Annotated in this window: 15 protein-coding genes; 3 read left to right on the top strand and 12 right to left on the bottom strand. The window is 42.3% G+C overall.

Annotation, left to right across the window (positions count from 1 at the left end):
• The coding region (locus A3I3_RS0106960; RefSeq protein ID WP_018372005.1) for an ISL3 family transposase at positions 1-261 on the top strand (261 nt) is incomplete at its 5' end.
• Positions 262-357: 96 nt separating this feature from the next.
• Here A3I3_RS0106960 and A3I3_RS0106955 read toward each other — a convergent pair.
• From A3I3_RS0106955 to A3I3_RS0106945, 3 genes are all read right to left on the bottom strand, one after another.
• The gene (locus A3I3_RS0106955; protein WP_018372004.1) at positions 358-1,797 is read right to left on the bottom strand and encodes a 6-phospho-beta-glucosidase; all 1,440 of its coding nucleotides are present in this window, start codon (positions 1,795-1,797) and stop codon (positions 358-360) included.
• Positions 1,798-1,901: 104 nt separating this feature from the next.
• The gene (locus tag A3I3_RS0106950; RefSeq protein WP_018372003.1) at positions 1,902-5,267 is read right to left on the bottom strand and encodes an ABC transporter permease; all 3,366 of its coding nucleotides are present in this window, start codon (positions 5,265-5,267) and stop codon (positions 1,902-1,904) included.
• 14 nt (positions 5,268-5,281) lie between these two features.
• A complete protein-coding gene (locus A3I3_RS0106945) occupies positions 5,282-5,983 on the bottom strand; it encodes an ABC transporter ATP-binding protein (RefSeq protein WP_018372002.1) in 702 nt (233 codons plus the stop codon).
• 151 nt (positions 5,984-6,134) lie between these two features.
• Here A3I3_RS0106945 and A3I3_RS0106940 point away from each other — a divergent pair, with 151 nt between their 5' ends.
• A complete protein-coding gene (locus A3I3_RS0106940; RefSeq protein ID WP_018372001.1) occupies positions 6,135-6,680 on the top strand; it encodes a TetR/AcrR family transcriptional regulator in 546 nt (181 codons plus the stop codon).
• An 87-nt stretch (positions 6,681-6,767) separates the two neighbouring features.
• Here A3I3_RS0106940 and A3I3_RS0106935 read toward each other — a convergent pair whose 3' ends face one another.
• Together A3I3_RS0106935 and A3I3_RS0106930 are read right to left on the bottom strand one after the other, a co-directional pair.
• The gene (locus tag A3I3_RS0106935; protein ID WP_018372000.1) at positions 6,768-8,837 is read right to left on the bottom strand and encodes a C69 family dipeptidase; all 2,070 of its coding nucleotides are present in this window, start codon (positions 8,835-8,837) and stop codon (positions 6,768-6,770) included.
• Positions 8,838-8,997: 160 nt separating this feature from the next.
• The gene (locus A3I3_RS0106930; RefSeq protein ID WP_018371999.1) at positions 8,998-10,746 is read right to left on the bottom strand and encodes a C69 family dipeptidase; all 1,749 of its coding nucleotides are present in this window, start codon (positions 10,744-10,746) and stop codon (positions 8,998-9,000) included.
• 300 nt (positions 10,747-11,046) lie between these two features.
• On the opposite strand from A3I3_RS0106930, the gene A3I3_RS0106925 reads away from it, so the two are divergent.
• Entirely contained in the window at positions 11,047-11,784 is a 738-nt protein-coding gene (locus tag A3I3_RS0106925) for a CPBP family intramembrane glutamic endopeptidase (RefSeq protein ID WP_018371998.1), read from the top strand.
• A gap of 36 nt (positions 11,785-11,820) precedes the next feature.
• Here the strand turns inward: A3I3_RS0106925 and tehB are convergent, their stop codons facing one another.
• The 7 genes from tehB to A3I3_RS10555 all read right to left on the bottom strand — a co-directional run bounded on the left by tehB (position 11,821) and on the right by A3I3_RS10555 (position 16,492).
• Positions 11,821-12,681 carry an SAM-dependent methyltransferase TehB gene (tehB, locus tag A3I3_RS0106920; protein WP_018371997.1) on the bottom strand — a complete coding sequence of 287 codons (861 nt, stop codon included), beginning with the start codon at positions 12,679-12,681 and terminating at the stop codon, positions 11,821-11,823.
• 394 nt (positions 12,682-13,075) lie between these two features.
• Positions 13,076-13,924: a VOC family protein gene (locus A3I3_RS0106915; protein WP_018371996.1), complete on the bottom strand. Its 849-nt coding sequence runs from the start codon at positions 13,922-13,924 to the stop codon at positions 13,076-13,078.
• Positions 13,925-13,976: 52 nt separating this feature from the next.
• Entirely contained in the window at positions 13,977-14,606 is a 630-nt protein-coding gene (locus A3I3_RS0106910; RefSeq protein ID WP_018371995.1) for an NAD(P)-dependent oxidoreductase, read from the bottom strand.
• A 223-nt stretch (positions 14,607-14,829) separates the two neighbouring features.
• Complete coding sequence (locus A3I3_RS0106905) at positions 14,830-15,333, bottom strand: Rrf2 family transcriptional regulator (protein WP_018371994.1); 504 nt, start codon at positions 15,331-15,333, stop codon at positions 14,830-14,832.
• A gap of 90 nt (positions 15,334-15,423) precedes the next feature.
• Positions 15,424-15,678, bottom strand: a complete 255-nt coding sequence (locus A3I3_RS0106900; protein ID WP_018371993.1) for a DUF1912 family protein — start codon at positions 15,676-15,678, stop codon at positions 15,424-15,426.
• A 120-nt stretch (positions 15,679-15,798) separates the two neighbouring features.
• Positions 15,799-16,227 (bottom strand): cytidine deaminase family protein, encoded by a 429-nt coding sequence (locus A3I3_RS0106895; RefSeq protein WP_018371992.1) that lies wholly within the window; start codon positions 16,225-16,227, stop codon positions 15,799-15,801.
• Between the two features lie 37 nt (positions 16,228-16,264).
• Entirely contained in the window at positions 16,265-16,492 is a 228-nt protein-coding gene (locus tag A3I3_RS10555) for a DUF960 family protein (RefSeq protein ID WP_240366777.1), read from the bottom strand.
• Between the last annotated feature and the right edge of the window lie 179 nt (positions 16,493-16,671).

Raw genomic sequence — 16,671 nt, 5'->3', positions numbered from 1 at the left:
GGACTCATCGAAGATACAATTTCTTCTGTAAACCCTATCTTTCAGACTGTTTTTAAGACTTTTTTGAAAGAGAGGGACAAGATTATCAATGCTTTGGAACTTCCCTACTCAAATGCTAAGCTAGAGGCCACTAACAACCTTATCAAGGTTATCAAGCGCAACGCTTTCGGCTTTCGGAACTTTGACAACTTTAAAACTAGAATTCTCATCGCTTTAAATATCAAAAAGGAGAGAACCAATTCGGTTCTCTCCAGATCTTAGCTGACATCAACCCACTACAGTTGACAAAGAGCCTCAAAAACATCCCCTATATCGGACTTAGGGGATGAATGTTCTATATTGGAGTGTCAAAAATAATTATTCCACCGAAGCACCGTTACTTGCGATGACTTCCTTGTACCAATCAAAGGATTTTTTCTTGGAGCGTTTGAGTGTACCCTTGCCTTCGTTGTCACAGTCGACATAGATAAAGCCGTAGCGTTTCTTCATTTCGCCCGTCCCAGCAGAGACGAGGTCAATACAGCCCCAAGTCGTGTAGCCCCAAAGCTCCACCCCGTCTTCGTTAATGGCATCCCGCATAGCTTTGATATGAGCCGCTAAGTAGGCAATGCGGTAATCATCCGCTACATAGCCATTTTCATCAGGAGTATCCATCGCGCCAAGACCATTTTCCACGATAAACATAGGCTTTTGGTAACGATCCCAGATTGTGTTTAGGGTGATGCGCAAGCCCAGCGGGTCAATCTGCCAGCCCCACTCAGAGCTTTCTAGATAAGGATTTTTGAGCGAAGCAAAGATATTGCCCTCGGTCTGCTCAGTAACTGCTGGGTCGCCAGAAGCCACACGGCTAGAGTAGTAAGAGAAGGAAATGAAGTCAACCGTGTAGTCCTTGAGCAGCTGCAGGTCCTCTTCTGTCATTTCGACAGTGATGCCCTCGCGCTCCCAAGCTTTCTTGGCGTAGTTGGGATAGTAGCCGCGCGATTGAACATCAATAAAGAAGTAGTTTTCGCGGTCTTCTTTCATCGCTGCCCAGTAGTCATCAGGATGAGCGGTGTTAGGATAATTTTGCCCAGCCGCAAGCATACAGCCGACCTTGTTTTCAGGATCAATTTCGTGAGCCAACTTGGTCGCAATGCTAGACGCCACCAACTCATGGTGGGCTGCTTGGTACTTGACTTGCTCTACATTTTCACCTTCTTCAAAGCAAAGCCCTGCTCCCATAAAAGGCGCATGCAAAATCATGTTGATTTCATTGAAAGTCAGCCAGTACTTGACCAAACCTTTGTAGCGCGTAAACAGCGTTCGGCAGAGTCGCTCATAAAATTCCAGCATTTTCCGACTGCGCCAGCCACCGTATTCCTCGATCAAGTGCATGGGACAATCAAAGTGAGTAATCGTCACCAAGGGCTCAATGCCATATTTGTGGCATTCCTTGAAGAGGTCTTCGTAAAATTTCAGCCCTGCTTCATTGGGCTCCAGCTCGTCACCCTTAGGAAAAATCCGACTCCAAGCAATCGACAAGCGATAAGTCTTAAAGCCCATTTCACCAAAGAGGGCAATGTCCTCCTTGAAACGGTGGTACATATCAATGGCTTCCTTGGCTGGGTAAAAATAGCCGTCTTCAAAGTCAAACATCTTTTTCTGACCTGTGATAATGGGCAGGCGGTCCTTGCCAATCGGCACCACATCCACATTAGCTAAGCCGCGTCCGTCGGCGTCATAGGCCCCCTCGCATTGGTTGGCAGCCGTCGCTCCGCCCCACAAGAAACCTGTTGGAAAAGTCAATTTTTCTGACATATCGCACCTCACACATTTAATATCAGTTGTAGTTTAACACACTAATACGATAAAATCTTACAGTATTCTACGAAATACTGGTATTATTCTACGATTGAGTGTTTTTAATCCACAGATTTCAGAGCCTCTAACATATCGACATGTCTCAACCTATGATTGACTACAAAACCGAGAACAAACAAAATCAAAATAATAGAGACAACAGGTATCAAATAAACAGATAATGTCACAGCTGAATTGAACATAACATTGGACGGGGCAATGATCTGAAGCAAAAGCTGATGTAGAAGGCGCCCAGAAAGGATACCGACCACAATCCCGATGAGCGACAAGCTAATCGTCTCCCGATAAATATAGAGCGTGACTTCCTTATTATGGAAACCAAGTACCTTAATCGTGGACAACTCGCGAATCCGCTCTGCCACATTGATACTGGTCAAATTGTAAAGAATAACAACCGCTAGTAAAATAGAGACTAATGTAAGAATCTGCATGACCAAACCGAGCGATTGAACAGTTGCATTGATCTGTTCGATCATAGTGGTATTTTGTACGACTGTCCTCACGCCGGCTAATTTCATAAAGTCGGCAGCCACATTTTGGACATTCCGACTGGATGAATCTTTCAGCTTGATTAAGTAAGCATTCTCTGCAAAGTCCTGCTTGAAGACTTCTTGATAATAATCCTTGTCCATAAAGATGAAGTGCCCTGCGTACATCTCGCTGACAGCTGAAACCTTTATCTTATAAGTCTTGCCCTCATCAGACGTGACCTCAAAGCTATCGCCCACAGATACATGCAGGATAGTCGCTAGTTTTTGCGAAATCACTGCGCCCTTGCTTGACAATTTCAGCTCTTTCTTGCTCTTGCTATCGTAGAGATTGACAAAGCCTTTAAAATCCTGAGCATCCACGGCAAACAAGGTCAAACTTTGCTCATCTTTTTGTCCTTTGACTGTCTTAGTGAAAGTCTCGCTGTAGACCGCTTGCTTGTCAGACAATTTGCCAGAGTTTAGCTCTTTTTGCAAGTCCGTCTTTTCTTCAGAACTAATGTGCTTTCTTTGCGAAACAATGGCATCGTAAGTGATAATACCGCCAAACTGACGCTCGCCGATACCGCTGAGCGAGGAAGTAATGCCCAGACCAGCAAAGAGCAGGGCAACCGAGCCTGCCACACCAAAAATCGTCATCAGCATTCTTTGCTTGTAGCGGAAAATGTTGCGGGCCGTGACTTTTTGCGTGAAAGTCAGGCGCTTCCAGATGAAGGTCAAACGCTCCAAGAGAATTTTTGAGCCCTTGCTTGGTGGTTTTGGCAGCAAGAGTTGAGCAGGTGCTTCCTTTAATTCCTTGCGGGCAATATGCAGAGCTGGCAACACACTACAGATAATCGAACAAAGAATGGCAATCAGAGTAATCGGCCAATGGAAAGCTAAATGTACCGTCGGATAAGTCGCCGTGACAAAGAGAGCTTTTCCCAAGATATAAGGCAGGAGATAGAGACCAGCCAAAACACCGATGAAGGTACCCGTCAAGCCAGCCACCAAACCATAGATGACAAACTTTTTGATAACATCTGAATTGTTGTAACCCAAAGCTTTGAGTACCCCAGCATTGATGCGTTCTTCATTGATAAAGCGGGTCATGGTCGTCACCGTAACCAAGGCAGCCACCAGATAGAGCACCAGCGGGAAGATATTTCCCACGGAAGAAATCCCTGAAGAGCGGGTCGCTGTCATGCGGTATTCCTCTGCTCCTGGAAGCGTGCTGCGCGTATAGACGTGGTAGCTAGGGACAGACAAGCCAGCCATTTCGTCCTTGGTTTTTTGAATATTGCCCTGCCCGTCTTTTATCTTCTGCTCGACCTTGCTTTTTTCTGTTTCAAAGGTCGCTTTCTTTTCATTTAAAGTCGCCTGTGCTTGATTAATTTGGCTTTGACTACTCGCCACTTGGCTTTTAGCTTGCGCCAGCTGAGCCGCACCAGACTGATACTCTGCCTTTTTGCTTGCGAGAGTCGCTTGTCCAGCTTGGTATTGAGCCAAACCTGATTGGTATTGGGCTTGCTTGCTTTCAAAAGTCGCCTGCGCAGCTTGATACTGGCTTAAGCCAGCCTCGTAAGGCGCAGCCTTGCTTTGATACTGGGCATAAGCAGCATCGTAAGTAGCTTGTCCTGCTTCTAATTGCGCCTGAGCTGCTGAAAGTGCAGCTTCTTGGCTAGCAATTTGATTTTGAGCGGCAGCAATCTCAGGCACAGTCGTCGGGTCAACTCCTTGAGCCTGCAAAGCAGCAATTTTAGCCTGCAAGTCCGCTTTTGCCGTATTGAGTTGGGCTTGATTTTGCGAAATAGTCGCCGCGACCGCATCTAATTGCCCTTTCTGAGCATCCAACTGAGCTTTGGCTGCCGCTAAAGGAGCTGCCGCAGCATCTAACTGAGCCTTGGTTTGATTGAGCTGGGCTTGTCCGGCCGCTAGCTGGTTGCTAGCTGCGTCCAGTTGATTTTTAGAAGCCGCGAGAGTCTGCTCTGCTTGCGCAATCTGATTGGCACCTTGCGCCAAAAGGCTTTCTTTTTCTGAAATCTGCCCTTGAGCAGCGGCTAATTCTCCGCGTTTTTGGTCAATTTGCGCCTGTCCGCTAGTTAATTGGGCTTGCGCATCTGTCAAAGCCTTCTGTGCATTCTCAATCTCTGTCTGTCCCTTGCTAATCTTGTCCTTGGCTTCTGATTTGATGTCTGCCAAACGATTTTTCCCATTGTCTTTGACTAGGTCTTCTAGATCCTTTTGATGCGCCTCCACTTTCTTGCGGTAGCTATCCGAGAAAGAATTGAGTTTTTTTACATCATCGAAACGCAGGCGGGCAATGGTGTAAACCGAGCTCGTGAAAGTCTGGTTAGGAACGACGGCATAGGCGGACAAGCTCCCGCTCCCCGCATTGGAAGCCCCTAACGTTTTAATCGAAGACATTTCGCTCGAATTGACAAAGCCTGTGATGACAAAAGTGTGTTCTTTCAAGAGCTGGTCGCTCCCGTTTTTCTCATTTAGGCTAATCTTATCGCCAATCTTGTACTTGCCCTTGTAAAAGGAAGCCAGAGCCAGTTCATTTTTCTTGCTGGGCATTTTCCCAGAAACCAGCTCAAACTGAGAAATCTTGTCCGTCCTTGAAAAAACGCGCACAGCCTTTGAGCTGTCGTCAATGACCGTATCTGTAAAATAGCCATATTCGATTTTTGCCCCTTTGACCTGGCTCAGCTCTTTCTGGTCATCCTTGCTGATACCGTAATCCGAAATCACCGCTAAATCCAGAGCATTGAGCTGCTTCAAATACCCACTAACTGTATTTTCAATATCGGGACTCGCCACCTTGAGCCCGACCAGAGCAAAAGAACCCAGCATCATCAGGCACATAATAGAAATAAAACGCCCCTTGGACTGACGAAAAGACAGTAAAATGTCCTTATTTAGAATGGATTTTTTCATGGAAATCCTCCTAACTAATACTCAAGGCTGGCAATATCTTGTGACTCTTGGTTGAGGGTCACAGACTGAACTTGCGCATCGTGCATCCGAATCACACGGTCAGCAATCGGAGCCAGAGCCCCGTTGTGGGTGACAATAACCACCGTTGCCCCATGCTGGCGCGACATATCCTGCAAGATTTGCAAGACCTGCTTTCCTGTTTTGTAGTCCAGCGCTCCCGTCGGCTCGTCACAAAGCAGCAGTTTAGGATTTTTGGCAACCGCGCGAGCAATCGACACCCGCTGCTGCTCCCCTCCTGATAATTGGGCCGGGAAATTGTTGAGCCGCTTGGAGAGGCCAACCGCCGTCAAAGCTTCAACCGCATCTTGTGCGTCCTTGACAATTTCTGACGCCAACTCCACATTTTCCTTAGCCGTCAGATTGGGCACCAAGTTGTAAAATTGAAAGACAAAGCCCACATCATTGCGCCGATAATCGGTCAGCTGATGTGAATTGTAATCAGCAATATTTTGCCCGTCAATAATAACTTCCCCCTCGTCATTGGTGTCCATGCCGCCCAAAATATTGAGCACAGTCGACTTCCCCGCACCAGATGAACCCAGAATAATCACCAGCTCACCCTTTTCAATCTCAAAAGAAATATCATTGTTAGCGACAATCTCCGTTTCACCCGTTTGATAACGTTTATAGCTGTGTTTCATTTCAATATAAGCCATAGTCTCTCCTTTACCATTCTTGTTTTCCTTTTTAAAAATCAATTAAATAAACAACGTGTTGATTTTTTGACTTTCTTATTATATAATAGCAGTGATAGAAATGCAATCATCAAATTTCAACAGTCTGTTGATTTAAGAAAAGAGTACCCTTATGCAAAAAAGACAAACCGAAACCAAAGAAATGATTAAGCAGGCTTTGACCGAGCTGTTACTGGAGGAAAAGTTTGAAGATATTTCCGTCAGTAAGCTAACCCGGCGCGCGGGCATCAATCGCGGGACTTTCTACCTCCACTATCTGGACAAGTACGATATGATGAATAAAATAAAGTGTGAAATCATCTCGCAAATGCACACGATTTTTGAAGAAGATCTATCGCCGCAAGATTTGATAATCAGAAATCTCACTCAACTCAAAGAAAATCATTCTTTTGTCTACGCAGTTTACAAAAGCAACTATATCAACCTAGGCGAGGTCATTCGCGAGTTTATGATGACTGTGATTAAGACGGGCGACCAGAAAAAAACCGATCACTTTTTAGACAGTAACTTCAGCATCCCTCGCAAGTATGCCTTAGAGGTTTTCCTATCTAGCATTGAGGGCATTATTTTGCTCTGGATTGCAAATGGCGCCAAAGAATCTCCACAAGAAATTGCAGAAATAATGTTACAGTTGTTCAACTACGATGCTTGGCGATAAATGATCAGCAAAAGGCGAGCAAAACTTATGAGAGTTTTGCTCGCCTTTTGTTTATAGTTGACTGAATTTCAATTTTAGCTTTTACACTTATTTACTGCTTTTGCGATTTTTGTAAAAAATAAATCCGAGGAAAGCAAGGATAGCTAAGCCAACTAGGGCAAGGAGACTCATTTGCTCTCCAGTTAATGGCAATACTTTCTTGTTAGTTGTATTATTAGTAGGTGCTTTACCATCTTTGTACACGACAGCATAGGTAGAGAAATGAGTTGTTGTGAATGTAACTTGATCACCATCTTGCTTAAAGTCAAACTTCTCTAGTTGACCTTTTTCACCAACACTATAAACTGCCTCAACTTGAGCACCTTTTCGTGTTGGAATCGTCACATCAGTTGAGCTAACCTCAGTCAAAGCTTGTTTCGTTTTCGAATCTTGCAAACGAATGTCATAGGCATCGTAGTCCTTACCATTCAATGCTGCAATATTATCAACCTTTGCCACACTCAATCCAGTAGTTTCAGGACTAAAGTCTTTGTTCAAGATCTTAATGCCAGTTGCCTTATCAACCAGTTCTTTGCCTGTGTTAGATGGAGGAGTATTACTTTGTGAACTTGATGAACTAGAACTAGAGCTTGATGAAGAAGAACTACTTGATGAGCTGCTAGATGAAGGATCACTTGGTTTTGGTTTTTGTTCTTCTTGCTTGATCTTCGCTTCCATTTCAGTTTCAAGCTGTTTCATTTCTTGGAAAACTTTTTCTGCACGCGCCATAGAATCTTTGGTCACTTGCTCAGACGTATCGGCAGTCGTATTTGCAAATTGATCATCAGATTTAGCCTGCTCTTCTATGAAAGTAGCCTCTAAAGCTTTCCACTTATCTTGGATGCTTGTACCAAATAAATTTTGGTGCTTAGCTGCCATATCATAGATATGCGAAGCGACCCAATACCATGAGTCTAGGCTATATGTCGTTGTCGGCACTTGATAAGCCTTGTAAGTATTGTTGATATTTCCATAATAAGGAAGATAAGGTGAAAAGCGTGGACTACCAACAGCTAACCACATAGTTCCACCACCCATGCTAGCAGGAATGGTATCTTTTAATTGGAAAATATGAGCTTCCATTACATTTGGATTTCCTAAAGGATATTTATAAACAGGATCAACGATACCACGTTTTGGTATCCCTTTCCCATCTAAAGCCATTTGATCCAAAGGTTTATACGGCGTTCCTTCAAAACGATTGCGTTGCATGCGCATTACGTCAGCAACTCCAATTTTAGTCGTGCTGGATTGCAATAAATCAAAATATTGGTCATTATAAGTTACAGGAGCATTTGGATTGAGTGAAGTGATCCCTGCCCAAGCACGAGAGCGATCTGCTTCTGCCATTGGCGGATTGTAGGATTGAGAAATATGGAATTTCCCATTAATTTCCTTATACACACCAGCGTCTCTTGCAACCTTCTCAACATCTTTAGAAGCAATAACATTATCTTTATCATTAAAGTTAACACTACCAAGGAAGAACGTGTTTGGGAAAACAGAGTATTTGTCATTAGGGTACTTAATAGCAACATATTGGTGACCTGAAAGGATTTCCATATACCAGATGCCATCTTTATCAGCTAAAACAACGATGTTCCCTTCAGCTGCACCCTTTTCTGTGATGATTTTGCCAAGAAGTTCTACCCCTTCGCGAGCTGTTTTGACATGAGGTAAAACAACGGTCGTCATAATAGACTCAGCCAGTCCATTTTCTACATAAGGATCTACCCCTTGAATGGCCTTATTAGCTTTAGCAGAGACAGTCGCAGAAATAGACACTCCGTGTTCATTAAAGCCAACTTCATCAAAGATACCATCTGCCGGTGTTACATCAGAAACTGAGGTATATTTGTAACTTTCAGCCGGTAATTCCCAAGTAAAACCATTGGCTTCGTCCTTCAAAATACTTCCAGCAGGATTGCTTTTGCGTTCGTGGACCAAAAAAGTTTTGTTGTGATTTGGCTCCAAATCTTCGGTTCGACCAAAGAGGGCGGAACCGTCAGTTGTCAGATCTTTTCCGACAATGAAACCTGTACAAGCGTCCACTATTTGCACAGGAAACAGCGCTAAGATAGACAAGACTATCGCAGCAGCAAAGGTATGTTTCTTCATAAACATCTCCTCCAAATAATTTTATCTATATAGGTTTTCTAAACCTATTGTTATCATAACAAATTTATTATACACTATACAATTTTCCTTTGCAAGCGTTTACAAAATTGTGACGAAAGCGTAAATATTCTCACTTTTCTGACTCAATTAGAATCAACTTTTACTCTCTATTCTTGCCTGATTTTTTGAAGAATAGATAAGCTACAACGGCTACAACAGCAAGACCGACTACAACAAAAAGCCCAGTCTGATTATTTTTTGTCTTGCTTTCTTTATTGCTGACAGTTGCTTCCACACCATTTGCAGCATTTTCTGTTTTGGCTGTGTCTTCTTTTTGCTCTTTGAATTTCTTTTCTAAAGTTTTAATTGAATCGTCCTTGCCCCCCTTATCTTTAATGGTTTGCATCATTTCTTTTTCAACCTTCTGCAATTCTTTAAAAAGTTTTTCAGAACGTTCTAACGAATCTTTGGTGACTTCACTACTAGCTTTAGCTGCATCGTCTGCTGTTTTTCCAATATATTTGGCATTGCGTGCTTCTTGTTCAGCAATTTCCTTTTTTTCAAGCTCTTGCCATTTTTCCTTGGTTGAAGTTCCAAAAATATCTTGATTATGAATGGCCATCTGATCAATATGCCAAGCTACCCAATAGAAGGAGTCTTTGTTATAGGTCGCATCTTGCGGCTTAAAAGCCTTATAAGTATCATTCACATTCCCATAGAAAGGAATGTAAGGCGTATTACGTGATGGAGCTTGACTAAGCCACATGATTGAAGCCATCGGTGCTGGTAAATCTTTTTTAATTTGATAAATATGTGCATCAATCACATTTTCATTACCAGGGGCAAACTTGTACTTATCTCCATCAAGAGCAGAATTTACTTCAGGTTTGCCGTCTTTTCCTCGTTTATCATACTGGTCATCTGGAATAAACCCTTCTTTGAGCGTTTCAAAACGATTTCGTTGAACAGCGATCGCATCTTCAACCGAATAACGGCGATTGCTATCTGTTGGTGTTTGGAAGAAATCAAAGTGATCATCTAAATAATTAATCTTAGAGTTTGGATCCATGAGCTTGATTCCAGCATAAGCACGGGAACGATTACGAGCAGTATAGTAATCTGGGCCGTAGGACTTAGCCAGATGGAACTTACCATCCACTTCTTGATAATGGTCTGCCTTTTTAGGAACTGATTCTATATCCTTGGAAGCAATGACATTCTCCTTATCATTAAAATCAACATTTCCTAAAAAATAAGTATTCGGATAGATGGAATATTTATCATCTGGATACTTGATGGCTACATACTGATGACCAGAGTAGATCTCCATGTACCAAAGTTCATTTTGGTCAGCGATAACAATGTCATTCCCCTCAGCAGAGCCTTTCTCATCAATAATCTTAGCGACTAATTCGATCCCCTCACGAGCAGTCTTAACCCTAGGTAAAATAGTATCAACAAAACTAGATTCAGCCAAACCATCCTTAACCAAAGGATCTACTTCTAGAATTTTTTCGTGCGGAACGGCAGAAGTTGTCGCTGTCATGGTCACACCATGTTCATTCTGACCATGAGCTCCGTAAACACCTTCGTCAGTGTCTCGACTAGCATCTGGCACAGATGTGTATTTAAATTCATGTTTCAAGTGCGGATAAGTAAAGCCATTAGACTTGTCCTCAATCTTATCGCCCTCTTTATAATCTTTTGCCTCCGTTACGATATAGTTTTTATTGTGTGCACCCGGCTGTGGTAAAAATGGGTAGTCCTCTGTTCGACCATATAAAACTGATCCATCCGTTGTTAGATTTTTCCCGATAATAAAAGAAGAACAAGCTTCCACTCCTTGGAGCGGCAGAATAGAAACTACCGCTGCTGCCATAATAATACGACGAATATTATTCTTTTTCATTGAGATCTTTCTCCTTAAAATATATACATATATAAAGATACACATCTTCAAACGCTTACATGTTCATTATAATCCTTGCTCACAAAAAATGCAAGCGATTACAAGTATATTAATAATAAAATCATTTAACGAATAAATATTCATATTTTGTCCAAAAATTTCATTTCTCAAAGTAAATTATTTTCAAAAAACTATTGAATTTATCTTGACTTGTGTTAAAACGATTTTAGAAAGCGCTTACTACTTTATAAAAAGTAGAACTTACCTTAGGGTATATATTTTTAGAAAAGGGGGATTATTATGAATCGTTCAAAAGAAAAACTTCAACATTTGGAATGGTTTGATATTTTAAATGTTACTTTCATCATGTTTGGTTGGGCTATTTTTAAATCTACCGCAATTATTACAGGATTGATACACTCCACAGATACTGGCGCTGCATCAGCCGATTTCAACTATTGGCCAAATCTTATTTTACAATCTTGTTTATTAGTGGCAACATTTGCCTATCTTTATTTCCGTGGTTTTGATTTTAAAGTGATAACTAGCCAAATTAAATTGCGCTTGAGTGTCATTATTTGGATACCAATTATCTTTGCTTCATTAGGACTTCTATGTGACATCTGTAATACATTAGCCAAGACATATAATTGGTTCAGTCCTGATGTTCTAAAATATATTGACTGGACTTTTGGAGCAGTTCTGCAAAAATTTCAAAATCTCCCAATTGTCATGGTCGTGTATAGTTTCTTAAATGGTTTCTATGAAGAATTCTTCTTCCTTGGTCTATTACCAACTTCTGTTAAAAAATCCGCAGCCTTGCCTTTTATGCTACTCTATTCTACAATAATTCGTATATCATTCCATACCTACCAAGGTTGGACTCCTGCCTTGATCACAGGTATCGGTGTTGGATTATTCTTTTATGTCCTTTATCGCTATGCAGTCAAAAACCTCTTGCCGTTCTTTGTTGCCCACGCGATTTGGGATATCGTTGGAGGTTCGTTAATTTATCTTTTATTAGCTTGGCCACAGTAATAGACATACAAAAATCGACCTTTAAAGGTCGATTTTTTATTGTACTTTTTTAGCTAACATGGTTGCAAATTGAAGTTTAGTATAATTGCCATGGCTATCTCTTTTATGAAGTTCGCCGACATTTTCATTATACTTAATAAATTCCCAATCTTGATAATAATCCTTGAGTTCTCCCTCTTTAAAAGTGAAAGAAAATGGGACAGAACAAGGATGAGTCTCTGTATCCATAGCACAGACAATCAGATTATAGCCGCCTATTGTTGTATGCTCCTGCATATTTTTAATAATGACTGGTATCTGCTCACGATCTAAATTCATCATCACAACTGTTGAAATAATCCAATCATAGTTTTGTGTCAAAGCAGCTTGATTGATATCGTAAGTACCAATCGGAAAATCAAGATCTTCAGCTTCTGCCATATCAGCCAATATCTGAAGCGAAAGTTCATTTTGATCAACGGCTGTCACATCAAAACCACGTTTTGCAAGAAAAAGTGAATTGCGTCCTCGACCACAACCCAAATCTAAAACCTTACACGGCTTGATCGTTTCAACTGCCTCCACTACTTCCGAATGAGTTGCCGTCAGTCCATACTTTTTCGCAACATAATCCTTTTCCTGACAATAAAAAGCCAACTGGCACTCCAAATCGTCTGTCAAAGCTTCCACCCGGTGCCAGACTTGAGGTTCAACAAAAGGTGTCTCCATATTGGGATCAAAAATGTGCTCCGCTAAAACCTCATCATCTTCATTCAACTCCACAAACTTGAGCTTCCCTCTAAAAATAGCCAACTTTCCCCACGTTCCAATTTTGGTATTGTGGCGATTCTTTACTGTTTCAGGCAGAGTTTCTGCCGTCCATACAGGCATTTGCTTATACATGACTAGATTTTCCATGATTTATCCTCCAATTTTATCCTAAAACTATCATACAGGAAAGACAAGTATATAGCAAGAATAAAAACGAAGAACGGCGGCTTTGAAGTCTTTACCAGCACTAGCAAGGACTTGCTCTATTTTGACTAAGAAAAAGGGAGTGGAACAGAACTACTTCCGGTAAAGGAATAGTTCGTCGTCCCACCCCCGCGATGCCTATTAGGCTTGTACGGAGCTTGTAAAAGCGAACAAAGCTTCAAGGCATTCGATGAATGGCTTGAAAGAAGGAGAAGGCCGGGAGCTGTTAGCTTGCAGGAAAGCAAGCGTAGAGCGAAAGGATCTTCGACGCGGCTACCGCGTCTTGCAGATAATCCGAACCAATTTTAGAGGCTGAGAACTATTGTCCCAGCCTCTTTTATAATCTTATTTTGGTCACAATGCCGTCTGGGTCAGTCACTTCTAGCTCGCTTGAGGTTAGCCAGCGACTTGAAACATTCAAATCTTGCGCCTTTTCGTAAATATCTAGCAAATCTTCCTTGCTAGCAACTTGGACAGTATAGTAAGCCAACCCTAATTCATCCGCTTCTCGCTTATCCAAATGCCCGCCAGCCCATTGATTGACAGCCAAGTGATGATGATAATCGCCTGAAGCTAGCCAGCTTGCTGAAGACACCGAAAATTTATCAGCCATAGCCAACAAGTCTTGGTAAAATTGACTAGAAGCTCCGCTATTTTTCACCGACAAATGGACATGTCCCATGCGAGTTCCCGCTGCAATCGTGAAAGGCTGAACTTCCTTGCCCAGCTCGTAAATATCTTGGGCTGCTAGTTCCTCGGTCACGCCAATGATGCGCCCGTCCTCGCGAATATCCCAGTCTGTCACAGGCTTATCGCGGTAAAGCTCGATGCCATTGCCCTCCAAGTCTTCCAGATAAATGGCTTCGCTGTAGCCGTGGTCGGCACCTCCTACCAGAGGAATTTTGAGCTCTGCCAAGTGCTTGAAAACATCTGCCAGACCCTGGCGGTCGGGGAGCAAAATGGCTAAGTGGTACAGCCCGTAGCGCTCCTTGCTGGAGCTTGTGTCTCTCGTCTGCAAGATCCGCACCAAGGGCTCATCGCCACTTCCTAGCAGAACCTCGCCGACTTTTTCTTCCAAGACTTGCAAGCCCAAGATCTGCTGATAAAAGGCCTTTTGCTTGTCCAAATCCGCTACATTTAAGGCGACTTCCTTGAGATAGAGTTTGCTATTGTATTGATAAGTCATATATTTCCCCTTTGATAGTAGACGTTCAGCCGACCAAGTCAGCTGAACCCTTTTATTTCCCAAGCACTGAAATACGTTCTTGAAGGTGTTTGCCCTTTTCAATCTCATCCAACATAGCGATAGCATAGTCGGCGTAAGAAATCGCACTTTCCCCCGCTTCATTCACCGTGAAGACTTCGCCTGCAAGGATATAATTGCCTGTCTTTTCTCCGTCAGCTACAAAGTCTGCGGCGGGGCTGATATAGGTCCATTTTACCTTGTCAAATTGCCGCAAACGCGCCAGCCCATTTGCCATAGCCTTTGCAAGCGGCTGGAATTCTGCTGGAAAATCCGCTGCATCTGATAACTGACTAGTCAAGCTGTCATCCAGATAGAGACTGCCTGCGCCACCAACGACCAAGAGGCGAGTGGCGGTGTTTTCAAGCAGACCTGCCAAGTGCTCCAAGGAAGTGGTGTGCTGCGGCAAGACTTCTGGTGCAAAAGCTCCAAAAGCGGTCACAACCACATCAAATCCTGCCAAATCTTCCTTGGTCAGGTCAAACAAATCCTTCTGCAAAACATCTTGCGCCTGACTTTTGTTTTCAGAACGGACAACTGCTGTCACTTGGTGACCACGCGCCACTGCTTCTGCCACGATTGATTGCCCTGCTAATCCATTTGCTGCTACTACTGCGATTTTCATATTGATTTCCTCCGAAAAGTCATTTTATTTTTGTTGTAACTGTTTTTATTACATCAATTATTATAACACATAGAGATATAATGTCAAGAGTTACATCTCGAATTTTTAAAAATAAAAAAGAGGCTGAGACAAAAGTCTACAACCTAGAAAATCTGTTCGGAATATGTACAAGACGCGGTAGCCTCTTGGCTTCTACGTTCGCCACTATAGGCTCCGTACGAGCCTAATAGGCATCGCGGGGGTGGGACAACGAACTATTCCTTTTAAGGAATGAGTTCTGTCCCACTCCCTCTTCTTGAATTTGCATTTGCGCTTCTGCCACGACATCAGCTAGGCTGGACTGGGCTAATTCTCGCTCCATTGCGTTTTGAATTTGCAGTAATTTGTCGTCTAAGACAGCATGGACATTGCGACCAATAGGGCAGTTGGGATTGGGATTTTCATGGAAACTAAACAGTTTTCCCGTCTTGCCCAGACTTCCAACCGCTCGGTAAATATCTAAAAGACTGATGTCTTCGAGCTCTTTTTCAATCGCTGCGCCGCCTGTCCCGCGCGCTACCGAAATCAAACCTGCTTTTTTCAACTGCGAGAGAGTTTTGCGGATAATGACCGGATTGACCCCGACGCTGCCCGCCAGAAAATCACTGGTCACCCGATTGTCTTTGGCTTCTAGGGCAATGACAATCATGATATGAGTAGCAATGGTAAATCGACTTGAAATTTGCATATCTTTCCCCTCTTACTTTTTCTTTATTTTACTTCATTTTTGATGTCATTGCAAGTGTTACATCTGAATTTTAAAAATTCAATGGTTATTTTAGTAATTCCTTTTACCGAAGAACTCATCCGGTAAATCATGAAAACCTTTCTTATCATGGTAATTTGCAAATTTACCCAATAAAAACTGATAAGCATCCAGACGACTTTCATAGCGAATAGCCGCTTCTTTTGCTCGCTCATCTTGGTCATCTTCCCAAACCTTTTGACTTTCTTTCAAAGCCAGCTCGTTGATCAAAACCTGAGTGTTGACCCAAGTCTCAAATTCTTCTAAAAATTTCTCTTCGTAAGTCATCATACACCTTCTAATCTACCTGCGGTAGAAATTTTCTTTTATATCGCGAAAAGGCTGATGTTTCAAACATAGCCCATTCGCCCCTTCCATTATAACATAAAAGAAGCCTAATTTTTATCCTCATTCTATTTGTTTGGTGCGCTCCTCCCCCCACCAGTAAGGGATGAGTTCAGCGAGGGTCACAGTCTCTCTTGTGGCAAAATCCACCATAATTTCCATATTCCTGTTTTGGGCTGATAATTCCATGAAAAATTCGCGGCAAGCACCACAAGGCATGCCCGAGCCGCCTCCATAAGGAGGTCTGTCTCGAAAAGCTAAAAAGCGTTTAACTTTAGTTTGTCCTGAACTTTGGTACATATTGAAGGCAGCAGCCCGCTCAGCACAAAGGTGAAAGACGCCACAAGCAGATTCCATACAAAAACCTGTATAAATCTGTCCGTCCTCCGCCTCAATGGCAGCTACCACATGATTGGCATAGATAAAAGGTGAAACCTCATGCGGATTGTAAAACTCCTTGGCTTTTTCATACATTTCTTTCCAAATATCCATTTATTTCTCCCTTCAAAAAAGAACTCTAAATGAGTTCTCAAAAAATGTAATACTCATCAGGTAAAATAACCGTTTCATTCCCATCATTGTCTACGACCAAAACATCCTTGGGGAAAAATGGATCAAATGGATAAGTAAAGTCAAATTGAACAATCGTTGCAAGATGGTCCTCTGAGAATTGATAAGTTAATTTCCCTTTATGATTGAGCAACTTAAATCTAAGGACATTATTGAGCTTAAAAACGCCTTTGAGATTATTATCAATAATGTACCAAAATGTATCAATAACGGCTCTATAATTTCTGTAGTGGGTAAAATCACTTTAGGAATTATGGAGCCTATTTTGTTGTAGAAAAAAAGTCCCATAAGACCTATAATGAAAAGCGATCAAACCATCATTAGAAAGAATCTTATGGAACAATTAAATTTTATCACAAACTTACT

Source organism: Streptococcus massiliensis DSM 18628 (assembly GCF_000380065.1).
In the GTDB taxonomy this organism is placed as follows: Bacteria; Bacillota; Bacilli; order Lactobacillales; family Streptococcaceae; genus Streptococcus; species Streptococcus massiliensis.
The sequence above is the reverse complement of the archived record's forward strand: the minus strand, read 5'-3'. Positions and strand labels throughout refer to the sequence as shown.